10 protein-coding genes are annotated in these 11635 nt (G+C 64.6%); all 10 read left to right on the top strand.

Annotated elements, in window-relative coordinates; translation table 11 throughout:
* Window positions 1-237: 237 nt before the first annotated feature.
* Window positions 238-1293 carry a sugar ABC transporter ATP-binding protein gene (locus EII26_RS09700; protein ID WP_233572695.1) on the top strand — a complete coding sequence of 352 codons (1056 nt, stop codon included), beginning with the start codon at window positions 238-240 and terminating at the stop codon, window positions 1291-1293.
* A gap of 18 nt (window positions 1294-1311) precedes the next feature.
* The gene (gene mglC, locus EII26_RS09695) at window positions 1312-2583 is read left to right on the top strand and encodes a galactose/methyl galactoside ABC transporter permease MglC (protein WP_124888957.1); all 1272 of its coding nucleotides are present in this window, start codon (window positions 1312-1314) and stop codon (window positions 2581-2583) included.
* 30 nt (window positions 2584-2613) lie between these two features.
* A complete protein-coding gene (locus tag EII26_RS09690; RefSeq protein ID WP_158612253.1) occupies window positions 2614-3636 on the top strand; it encodes an aldose 1-epimerase family protein in 1023 nt (340 codons plus the stop codon).
* A gap of 18 nt (window positions 3637-3654) precedes the next feature.
* The gene (locus EII26_RS09685; protein WP_124888955.1) at window positions 3655-4836 is read left to right on the top strand and encodes a galactokinase; all 1182 of its coding nucleotides are present in this window, start codon (window positions 3655-3657) and stop codon (window positions 4834-4836) included.
* Between the two features lie 60 nt (window positions 4837-4896).
* On the top strand, window positions 4897-5886 hold the full coding sequence (galE, locus tag EII26_RS09680; protein WP_124888954.1) for a UDP-glucose 4-epimerase GalE: 990 nt from the start codon (window positions 4897-4899) through the stop codon (window positions 5884-5886).
* Between the two features lie 42 nt (window positions 5887-5928).
* The gene (locus EII26_RS09675) at window positions 5929-7650 is read left to right on the top strand and encodes a DUF262 domain-containing protein (RefSeq protein WP_124888953.1); all 1722 of its coding nucleotides are present in this window, start codon (window positions 5929-5931) and stop codon (window positions 7648-7650) included.
* Between the two features lie 21 nt (window positions 7651-7671).
* On the top strand, window positions 7672-9183 hold the full coding sequence (locus EII26_RS09670) for a UDP-glucose--hexose-1-phosphate uridylyltransferase (protein WP_124888952.1): 1512 nt from the start codon (window positions 7672-7674) through the stop codon (window positions 9181-9183).
* 75 nt (window positions 9184-9258) lie between these two features.
* Window positions 9259-10209 (top strand): 2-hydroxyacid dehydrogenase, encoded by a 951-nt coding sequence (locus tag EII26_RS09665; protein WP_124888951.1) that lies wholly within the window; start codon window positions 9259-9261, stop codon window positions 10207-10209.
* 94 nt (window positions 10210-10303) lie between these two features.
* Entirely contained in the window at window positions 10304-10615 is a 312-nt protein-coding gene (locus EII26_RS09660; RefSeq protein WP_124888950.1) for a type II toxin-antitoxin system RelB/DinJ family antitoxin, read from the top strand.
* A gap of 539 nt (window positions 10616-11154) precedes the next feature.
* Window positions 11155-11601 (top strand): integrase core domain-containing protein, encoded by a 447-nt coding sequence (locus tag EII26_RS13295; RefSeq protein WP_199735164.1) that lies wholly within the window; start codon window positions 11155-11157, stop codon window positions 11599-11601.
* The last annotated feature ends 34 nt before the right edge of the window (window positions 11602-11635 follow it).

The following is an 11635-nucleotide window of genomic DNA, read 5'->3' as shown; positions in this document are numbered from 1 at the left end:
CGGCGGCCCCGGCGGGCTCGCTGTCGGCCGCGAAGCTCCAGATGATGGAGATCGCCCGGGCCGTCAGCAGCAACGCCCGGATCATCATCATGGACGAGGGGATCTCCATGATCCATCAGGAGCTCCACCCCATCCGTTTCCGGCCCGTCATGGAGAACGTCTGGCTGGGCCGTTTTCCGTCCCGGCTCGGCGTCGTCGGCGGCCCCGGCGGGCTCGCTGTCGGCCGCGAAGCTCCAGATGATGGAGATCGCCCGGGCCGTCAGCAGCAACGCCCGGATCATCATCATGGACGAGCCCACCTCCTCCCTCACCGACAAGGAGACCGACCACCTCTTCAGGATCATCGAGCGGCTCCGCAAGGAGGACATCGCCATCATCTACATCTCGCACAAGATGGAGGAGATCCTGCGCATCTCCGACGAGGTCTCCATCATGCGGGACGGCCGCTACATCGGGACGTGGTCGGCCATGGGCCTGACGATCGACGACATCATCAAGCGCATGGTGGGCCGGGACATGACCCACCGCTTTCCCGAGCGGCCGGGGACGCCGTCCGAGGAGGTCATCCTCAGCGTCCGGGAACTCAGCTCTCCGCTGCCCCATTCCTTTCAGAACGTCTCCTTCGACCTGCGCCGCGGCGAGATCCTGGGGGTCGGCGGTCTCGTCGGCGCCCAGAGGACGGAGTTCGTGGAGGCGCTTTTCGGACTTCGCGAGATCGCATCGGGCTCGGTGACGAAGGACGGGCAGGCCTTTCTGCCCCACTCGGCCCGGGAGGCGAAGGCCCACGGGTTGGCGCTCCTGACGGAGGAGCGCCGTGCGACCGGCATCTTCGGCATCCTGCCGGTCCTGGAAAATGCGGTGGTGGCCAACCAGAGTGAGTACGCCCACGTAGGCGTGCTCAGCGAGCGGAGGCGAACCGACGCGGCCCGCGCCTCCTGCCGGGAGCTGAACGTCAAGACCCCGTCCCTCGCGACCCTCATTCAGGACCTCTCGGGCGGAAACCAGCAGAAGGTGCTGATCGCCCGCTGGCTCCTGACCAACTCGGACATCCTGATCCTGGACGAGCCAACGCGCGGCATCGACGTCGGGGCCAAGTTCGAGATCTACACCATCATGCTGAGCCAGATCGCAGAGGGAAAGTCGATCATCATGATCTCCTCGGAGATGCCCGAGCTGATGGGCATGTCCGACCGCATCATGGTGATGTGCGAGGGGCGCGTCACCGGGATGCTGGACCGCGACCGGTTCGATCAGGTGGAGATCATGCGCCTGGCGACCCAGTTTTCCAAATAGAGGCGGGAGGGAAGTTCCATGAAGGAAAAACGCATTTCGCGTGCTCGGTACAACCGCTTTTTCTGCATTCTCGGCGTCGTTCTGCTGGTCCTGGGGGCGGCCCTGGAGCTGGCCCAGTCGGCGTCGTTCCTGGCCCCGGTGAAGGAGGCGCTCAACCTGCGCCGGATCTACGATCTGCCCGTGTTCCTGATGCTCATCGGCGCGGTGGTGGGGCTCAAGGGCCTGATCGCGGCCGTGAGGCCGCGGGAGGGGCTGAGCGGGGACGTGGTGTTCTCCTCCAAAACGTTCGGCGCCTTCATGACCAACTACGCCATCCTGCTGGCGATGCTGGTGCTGGTCGTGGTCATCTGCGTCATCCAGCCGCGGTTCATGCAGCTCAGGGTCGCTTTGGACATCCTGACCCAGTCCTCCACGCGCCTGATCATCGCGCTCGGGATCTGCTTCACCCTTTTGATCGCGGGGACGGACCTCTCCGCCGGCCGTATGGTGGGGCTGGCCGCGGTCATCTCCACCTCCATGCTCCAGACGGCCACCTACGCCAACCGCTTCTTCCCCGACCTGCCGCAGGTTGGCCTCTGGCTCCCCATCCTTCTGGCCATCCTCGCCTGCATGCTCTTCGGCGCGCTCAACGGCTTTCTGGTGGCCAAGTACGACATGCACCCCTTCATCGCCACCCTGGCGGTGATGGTCATCATCTACGGGGCCTGCTCGCTCTACTTCGACCTTCCGCCCAACAACTCACAGCCCATCGGAGGCGTCAGGGCCGATTTCGCGGCCCTGGGCCAGACGAAGCTGTTCGTCAGCTCCAAGCCGGGCGGGTTCCCGGGCATCTCCATCCTGATCCCCATCGCGGGCGTGATCTGTGCCGTCATCTGGTTCATCCTCAACAAGACGGTGTTCGGCAAGAACGTCTACGCCATCGGGGGCAACCGCGAGGCGGCGGTCGTCGCGGGGATCAACGTGTTCCGGTCCGTCATGTGCATCTTCATCCTGGCCTCGGCCCTCTACGGCGTGGCGGGCGTCCTGGAGGCGGCCCGAACCGCCGGGGCCACCAACCAGTACGGCACGGGCTACGAGCTGGACGCCATCGCGGCCTGCGTGGTGGGCGGCGTCTCGCTGAACGGCGGAATCGGCAAGGTCAGCGGCATCGTCTCGGGCGTGCTGATCTTCACCGTCATCCAGTACGGCCTCCAGTTCATCAACGTGTCGCCCATGTGGCAGCAGGTCATCAAGGGCGCGATCATCGCGGTGGCGGTGGCCATAGACATGACCAAGTACCGCAGAAAATAAGAACGCGGAGAATAAGGAGCGGTGAAATTCTTGGAACGAGAACGGCTGTACCGCTATGTCGGGAACGAGGAACAGCTTTACGGGGTGCGGAGGGTCACCCTGGAGGAGGGGAACGCCAGGGGCGCGGAGCTCTATCAGGTGAGCACCGCGGGAGGCCTGGAGTTCGACGTGATGCCGGACAGCGGCCTGGACATCGGCCGGCTGCGCTACAGGGGCGTCAACATCAATTACCTGAGCAAGAACGGGTACGACTCCCCCAGCCGGTTCATCCCGGTCCCGGACAACTTCGACCACACCTTCCCCGGCGGCATGCTCTACACCTGCGGACTGCTCTCCGTGGGGCCGCAGTGCCGCGACGAGGAGGGGGACGGGGAGTTCCATCCCCTGCACGGACGCTTCCACGGTCAGTCGGCCTCCGGCCGTTACGGACGCGTCGAGGACGGCGCCATCGTGGTGGGCGGCGAGGTCCGGGAGACGGAGCAATGGCGCCATGCGCTCCGCATGTCCCGGCGCATCTCCGCGCCCGCCTGGGGCAGCGAGCTGCTTGTCGAGGACCGGCTGGACAACCTGACGCCCCACGACACGCAGTACATGCTGCTCTACCACTGCAACTTCGGATACCCGCTGCTGGATGCGGGCGCGCGGCTGGTGTTGCCGGAGTGTCGCAGGACCACCCCCCGGACGCCTTATGCCGCCGAGGGGCTCGCGGAGCAGTGCCGTTTCTCGGAGCCCATCGATGGCGAGGAGGAGCGCGTGTATTTCAACGAGATCGAGGGGGACGCTCTGGCCCGGGTGCTGAATCCGCGGCTGGGGATCGCCGTGGAGCTGAGCTGGTCCCAGGACACGCTGCCGATCCTGTCCCAGTGGAAGAGCATGAGGAGCGGGGAGTACGTGCTGGCGCTCGAGCCCTCGACCTGCTACACCATGGGGCGCAGGGAGGAACGGGCCCATGGAACGCTGCGGACGATAAAGGCCTTCGGAACGGTTCGGATGTGGGTCCGGCTGAAGTTCATCTCCATGACGCCGCAGGCCGTCGCCGACCTCCTCCTCTGAGGCGAAGGGGCCCCGAGCATGGAATACAAGAGCGTCTTCGACGTCATGTACCCCCGTTTCTGGGAGCTCTTCGGGCCGGGGAACCCCGCCCTGTTCTTCGCTCCCGGTCGGGTCAACCTGATCGGCGAGCACACGGACTACAACGGCGGGCACGTCTTTCCCTGCGCGGTCTCGATGGGGACGTGGGCCTTGGCGCTCCCCCATTCGGAGCGCCGGATCCGGGTCCACTCCATGAACTTCGACGACCGGCCTCCGGTCGTCGTCGACACGCAGGGCATCGAGTATCGTGAGGAGCACGGATGGGGCAATTATCCCCTGGGCGTGGTGCGGACCCTGGAGCTCCACGGCTACCCGCTCTCCTCGGGGCTGGACCTGTTGTTTTGGGGGGATCTTCCGAACGGCGCGGGGCTGTCCTCCTCCGCGTCCCTGGAGGTCCTGACCGGGACGGCCTGCAACGAGCTGTTCGGTTTCGGGATCCGGCCCCTGGATATGGCGCTGCTGTGTCAGGAGGCGGAGAACCGTTTTGTGGGGATGAACTGCGGCATCATGGATCAGTTCACGGTGAGCATGGGCCGGAAGGACTGCGCCATCCTGCTGGACTGCAACACGCTGGACTACCGCTACACCCCTCTGTACCTGGCGGGGTGCCGCATCGTCATCACCAATACCAACAAGCCGCACCGGCTCCGCGGCTCGGAGTACAATCTTCGGCGGGCCCAGTGCGAGGCGGCCGTGGCGGACATCGCGCGGGTCCGGCCCTTGAAGACGCTCGGCGAACTGACGGAGCAGGAGTTCGAGTCCCTGGCCGGCGAGATTCGGAACCCGGTGAACCGCCGCCGTGCGCGCCACGCCGTGACGGAAAACCGGCGGACCCTGCGGGCCGTGGAGGCCCTGGAGCGCTCGGACCTGCGCCTGTTCGGCCGCCTGATGAACGAGTCCCACATCTCGCTGCGCGACGATTACGAGGTGACGGGACCGGAGCTGGACACCCTGGCGGAGCTGGCGTGGGGGACGCAGGGCGTCATCGGGTCCCGCATGACCGGCGCGGGGTTCGGGGGGTGTACGGTCAGCATCGTGGAGCACCAGGCCGTCGACGCCTTTCGAGACTCGATCGCCCCGGCCTACGAGCGGGCTGTCGGCTACGCGCCCAGCTTCTACGTGATGGAGACCGCGAACGGCGCCAGGAACGTGATGCCGTGATCGGCCGGGGACGCCGCCCTCGGGCGGGGCCCTTTTGGGAATGGATGGAGGGAATGAAGGATGTCGGTTCTGGTTTGCGGAGGCGCCGGCTATATCGGCTCCCATAACGTCAGGGCGCTGCTGGACCGGGGCGAGGGCGTGGTGGTCCTGGACAACCTCTGGACGGGGCATCGGGAGTCGCTGCCCGGATCCGTGCCCTTCTACGAGGGGGACGTCCGCGACGCGGCGCTGCTGGACCGGATTCTGTCCGAGCACCCGGTGGAGTCGGTCATCCACTTCTGCGCCTGCTCCCTGGTGGGGGAGAGCGTCGAGCAGCCGCTGCGGTACTTCAACAACAACGTGTACGGGATGCAGGTGCTGCTGGAGGCCATGGAGCGGCACGGGCTGGACAAGATCGTCTTCTCCTCCTCCGCCGCGGTCTACGGCGAGCCCAGGCGCGTGCCCATCCTGGAGGACGACGAGACCGCGCCCACCAACCCCTACGGCGAGACCAAGCGGACGATGGAGCGGATGATGCACTGGGTGGGGCTGCGGCACGGCATCCGCTACGTCTCGCTGCGCTATTTCAACGTGGCCGGGGCGCGCGAGGACGGCAGCATCGGCGAGGACCACCGGAACGAGACGCATCTGGTGCCCATCATCCTCCAGGTCCCGCTCTCGAGGCGGACGCACGTCACCGTCTACGGCGACGACTACCCCACCCCGGACGGCACCTGCATCCGGGACTACGTCCACATCTCCGACCTGGCCGACGCGCACCTGCGCGCCCTGGACCATCTGCGCGCGGGCGGGGAGGGCGGCATCTTCAACCTGGGGAGCGGTGCGGGCTACTCCGTGAGGGAGATGATCGAGGCGGCCCGGGCCGCGACGGGACATGCCATCCCCGTGGAGGTCGGCCCGCGCCGTGCGGGCGACCCGGCCCGGCTGGTGGCCGACAGCACCAGGGCCCGCGAGGTCCTGGGCTGGGTGCCGCGCGTCACCCGGATGGAGGACATCGTGGCGACGGCCTGGAACTGGCACCGCACGCACCCGAACGGGTACGGGGGATGAATCTTTGCGGCCATCGAGCTCAGGGGAAAGGCGGGATGGGGTGTGGCGGCACTCAATTTCAATACGGCGAACTCCACGTTCAGGCAGCTCTTTGGCAACGGACTGAGCTACCACATTCCTCCCTTCCAGCGGGATTACTCCTGGACGGAGGATGAGTGGGACGACCTGTGGCAGGACATCCTTGGACTTTTCGAGCCCGACGGAGAGCCGGCGCATTATATGGGATACCTGGTCCTGCAGTCCTCGGACAGCAAACGTTTCGACATCATCGACGGCCAGCAGCGTCTCACGACCCTCAGCGTGATGATCCTGGCCGGGCTGGCGCATCTTCAGGATCTCGTGGAGGCCGGATTGGATGCCGAGAAAAACGCTCTCAGAAAAGAACAGCTTCGGGGAAGCTACATCGGCTATCTCGACCCGGTGACGTTGGTGCCGCGCTCCAAGCTGAAATTGAACCGGCACAACAACCGCTTTTATCAGACCTATCTGGTTCCCCTCGAAACTCTGCCCCAGAGGGGGCTCAACGCCTCGGAGCATCAGCTGCGCAAGGCCTTCATCTGGTTCAGGGAGCGTATCAGAACCCGCTGCGGCATGACGGTCTCCAGCGGGCAGGATCTGGCGGCCTTTCTGGATTCCCTCGTGGACAAACTTTTTTTCACCGTCATCACCGTAACCGACGAACTGAACGCCTTCAAGGTGTTCGAGACCCTCAACGCCCGGGGGGTGAGGCTGTCCGCAACCGACCTGCTGAAAAACTACCTGTTTTCGGTCGTCAGCTCTCAGGATACCCACGAAACGGAACTCAAAGCCCTCGAGGAACGATGGGAACGCATTGTCGGTCTGCTGGGGAGCGAGAGCTTTCCCGAATTTCTTCGGGTTTTCTGGAACAGCCGAAACTCGCTGGTGCGCAAGGCCGAGCTCTTCAAGACCATCCGCAGGAGGGTCGCGACCCGAGAGGCCGCCTTCGAGCTGCTGCGCCTCCTGGACCTCTACGCCGGCCTGTACGCGGCGCTCCGGGACCCCCAGGACGACACGTGGAATCGTGAGGAAAAGCGCTCACTCGAACAACTGCTGATGTTCAACGTGCGCCAGCCTCTGGCGATGCTCATGGCCTGTCGGGCCAGATTTTATGAGTCCGACAGGGCCGCGTTCACCCGGATCGTCAAGGCGGTGGCGGTGGTGTCCTTCCGCTACAACGTCATCTGCAACCTTCAGACTCACGAGCAGGAACGCCTTTACAACGCGATCGCGTGGAAGGTCTCGAACGGGAAATACGAGCGCCCTTCCGAGGTGATTGAAGCTCTGCGGAGCGTCTATCCCGACGATGGGCAGTTCAAGGCCGCTTTCGGCGAGAAGGAGCTGCGCACGGCCAACAGCCGCAACAAAAAGGTGGCTCGCTACATCCTCTTCGAGATCGAACGGCAATGCTCCGGTCAGGACCTCGATTTCGAGAGTGCCGCCTACACCCTGGAGCACATCCTTCCGGAGCATCCCTCGGAGGCTTGGGACCATATCGAGGAGTCCAGGCAGGACCGGCTCATCTACCGTATCGGCAACATGACTCCGCTCGAAGTCGGGCTGAACCGCGAGCTGGGCAATCGGGAGTACGCGGAAAAGCGCAAGGTCTACCCGAAAAGCGCGTTTCGGATCACCCGGGCGGTTGCCGAACATTACGAGACCTGGGACGGTTCCAGAATCGAGTCCAGGCAGGAGCGCCTCGCGGCCGTCGCTGCGGGCATCTGGAAAATAGATTTCGGAAGGTAAATTTTCCTGGAGGCGTTCATCATGGGCAAGATCGACATCAATCACGAGCTGAACCGCCTGCTTCGCTTCGCCCTGGACCGCGGCCTGATCGAGGCCGGGGACGTGTCCTGCGCCGCCAATTTTCTGATCGGCGAGCTGGGCCTGGGGGATTTTTCCCCCGAGCCCGTGCCGGACTCGGGCTCCATGGACACCCCCGACCCGATTCTGGAGCGGATTCTCGACTGGGCCGTGGGCGCCGGCCGGACCCCGGACACCGCCACGGAGCGCGACCTCCTGGACACTCGGCTCATGGGGGGCCTCACGCCCCGGCCGTCGCAGGTGGCCGCGCGGTTCGAGGCGCTCCGGTCGGACTCGCCGGAGGCGGCCACCGACTGGTTCTACCGTTTGGGCGTCGCCTCCAACTACATCCGTAAGGCCCGGGTGGACCGGAACATCCGCTGGAGGGCCGCCACGGAGTACGGCGAGCTGGACATCACCATCAACCTCTCCAAGCCCGAGAAGGACCCCCGCGAGATCGCCCGTGCCCGCACCGCCGCGCCGTCCTCCTATCCCAAGTGTCTGCTCTGCCGGGAGAACGAGGGGTTCTACGGCACCCCGAGCCATCCGGCCCGCCAGAACCTGCGCCTGGTCCCGATGGACCTTTGCGGCCGGCGCTGGTACTTCCAGTATTCCCCCTACGGCTACTACGACGAGCACTGCATCGTGCTGAGCGAACGCCACGTCCCGATGCGCATCTCGCGGGAGACCTTCGAGAACCTGGCCGCCTTCCTGGACATCCTCCCGCACTACTTCGCCGGCTCCAACGCCGACCTGCCCATCGTGGGCGGTTCCATCCTGTCGCACGACCACTATCAGGGCGGGCGCTACGTCTTCCCCATGGAGCGCGCCCCCGTGGAGCGGGAATACCGCATCCCCGGCAGCGGCTCCGTCTCGGTGGGGCGCGTCAAGTGGCCGATGGCGGCGCTGCGCCTGGCCTCGGAGGACCCCGGCGCCCTGATCGATCTCTCCTGTCATGTCCTGGACGCCTGGCGCGGCTACACCGACGCCTCGGTCGGGGTCCTGAGCGAGAGCGGCGGCGAGCCCCACAACACGGTCACGCCCATCGCCCGGAGGCGCGGGCCCCTCTACGAGTTCGACCTGGTGCTGCGGAACAACCGCACCAGCCCGGAGCATCCTCTGGGGATCTTCCATCCCCACGCCGAGGTCCACCACATCAAAAAGGAGAACATCGGGCTGATCGAGGTGATGGGGCTGGCGGTGCTCCCCCCGCGCCTGAAGGACGCGCTGGCCCGGATGTGCGAGGCCTGGGGACGGGGCGGGGACGACCTGTCCGCCCACCCCGATCTGGCGGCGCACGATCCCTGGTACCGGTCGCTCCGCCGGCGGCATCGCGGGCTGGAGCAGGGGGCCGTCGAGGGGATGCTTCGCGCCGAGGTGGGGCGCGTCTTCGAGCAGGTGCTGCACGACAGCGGGGTGTTCAAGCGCGATATGGAGGGCATGGCCGCCTTCGACCGCTTCGTGGCGGGGCTGTAATTTCGTCGGCAGAAGGATTTAAAGGCTTGGCCCGTCCTCCGTGGCGGGCCTGAATCGTACCGGGCGGGGGACCGCTTGGATCAAAACGGGGGAGATGGCGTGGGAAGGATCGTCTTTGCGGATGCGTTCAATTTTGCGGAGGAGTCGTACCGGGAGCTCGCCGCGGTGGCGGAGATCGTGCGGTGCGACCTGGACGACCGCCCCGGCCTGATGGCGGCCGTCGGGGATGCGGAGATCGTGGTGGCCGAGTACGCACGTGTGGACGAGGCGCTGATGGCGGCGGCTCCTCGGTTGAGGGGGGTCGTGGTCTACGGGGTCGGTACGGACCACATCGATCTGGAGGCGGCCGCGGCGCGCGGGCTGACGGTCCGGAACACCAGCGGGGCCAACGCCAACGCCGTCGCGGAGCTGACCTTCGGGCTCCTGCTGAACTGCCTGAGGGGCATCCACAGGGCGGACCGCTACGTCCGGGCCGGGGGATGGACGAGCGGCCAGAGCGGCGCGCTGCCCGACTTCTTCCACGGCACGGAACTGCGCGGAAGGGTGCTGGGGCTCGTGGGTTTCGGCAACATCGGCCGCCGGGTCGCCGAGATCGCGGCGGGGTTCGGCATGGTCCCCTTCCACTGGCAGCCCCGCCCGGCCGCCGGTTCGGCCGTTCCCTATCTGGAGCTGGGCGACCTGATCGCCCGGGCTGACGTCCTCTCGGTCCACTGCCCGCTGAACGGAGAGAGCCGGGGGCTCCTGTCGCGCGAGCGCCTGGGCGCCATGAAGCGGGGGGCCGTGCTGCTCGCCACGTCTCGGGGCGGCATCGTGGACGAGGAGGCCCTGGCGGATCTGCTGAAGTCCGGCCACATCGCTGCCGCGGGGCTGGACGTGTTCGCCGACGAGCCGATCCTCCGGAGCTCCCCGCTGCTCCGGGCCCCGAACGTGGTCCTGACGCCGCACATCGGCGGCTCCACGGCCGAGGCGGAGGCGGAGATCGCCCGGAAGATCGTCGGGATCTGCAGGGAGATGCTCGGGGTTTAGGCCCTGACGGACCCCAGAGTTCCTGAACAGGGGGCATAAAGGTGTCGTTGTATGCCTAAAAGATATACAATAATAGGCGTGGGAGGTGACCGTTATGGCGACGAAAACCGCAAATGTATTGGCGCGCGTCGAGCCCGACGTCAAGGAGGAGGCGGAGCGCATCATGAACCAGCTGGGGGTCCCGGCCTCCGTGGTCATCAACATGCTGTATAAACAGATCATCCTGAAGCGTGAGATCCCGTTTGCACTTTCACTCCCGAGGCGGCCCGTTTCAAGAGAGGAAATGAGCGACGCACAGTTCGATGCCATGATGCGCAGCGGCATGGATCAGGCAAGGGCGGATGCGGCCCGGCCGGCGGCGGACGTGGTCTCGGATCTGAAAAAGGAACTTCGGGCGTGGAGGTAAGGCGTTATGAGGTGAGGGCGACCCGACAGGCCGAGAGGCAGATGCGCGATATCGCGAGGTATATTGCCATCGATCTTAAGAATCCTTCTGTGCAGGATAATCTAGGGTTGTTTACAAACCGGGTGAGGTTGCAGGAGGGAAACGCCCGGGAAGGAGCTGCCCAAAATGAACATCCACAAACGCACAAAACGGACACCCCAGCAACGAGAGGAGATTTATCGGAGGCATCACACAGAACACATACGCGTTGCTTTGCTGGCCGAGGAATATCACGTCTCCCGTCCGACGATCCATAAGATTCTGGCACGAGGCCGAAAACGGGATTTCTCCATTCACGACAGCTGCAATGCTCGTTTCCGCACTTTGGCCTGGAGCATGAAACGTCTTGCCAATAGAATAGAAAAAACAATTAAAGCCGGATTGAAAAAGGAGGCCAAACGCTGCAACAAAAGCTATCCGGGAGAAATGCTTCACCTTGACTGCAAGCGTCTGCCTTTACTGAAGGGACAGGTCAGTACCGACCCGCGAGACATCTTTTCGTGGCGATCGACGACTACAGCCGTGAGCTCCATGCGGCCATCCTGCCGGACAAGACAGCCGCTTCTGCAGGGAGCTTTCCGGGTCAAATCCTGGAGGAATGCGCGTATACGATTGAGACAGCCTATACGGATAACGGCAAAGAGTTTCAAGGGAATCCGGAGCATCACGCTTTTGCGGAGCTGTGCATGAGAAAGGGTATCGGGCAGAAGTTCACGCGCCCGGCAACCTCCAAGACCAATGGCAAGGCGGAACGAGTCGTACGGACCTTGATGGAGATGTGGCACGATAAGGAGCATTTCGAGTCTCTGGAGCTTCGCAGAAAATCACTGGCTCGTTTCGTCAATGACTACAACTGGGTCAAACCTCACAAAGCTCTGGGTAATTTGACGCCGGGAGAAAAGCTCTGCTTATATTTTTTCAGTCAGGAGTTTGTAAATAACACTTGACTTTCTTACACAAACCTCTTCAAGATAGGACTAT

Source organism: Fretibacterium sp. OH1220_COT-178, assembly GCF_003860125.1.
Lineage (GTDB): Bacteria > Synergistota > Synergistia > Synergistales > Aminobacteriaceae > CAJPSE01.
The sequence above is the reverse complement of the archived record's forward strand: the minus strand, read 5'-3'. Positions and strand labels throughout refer to the sequence as shown.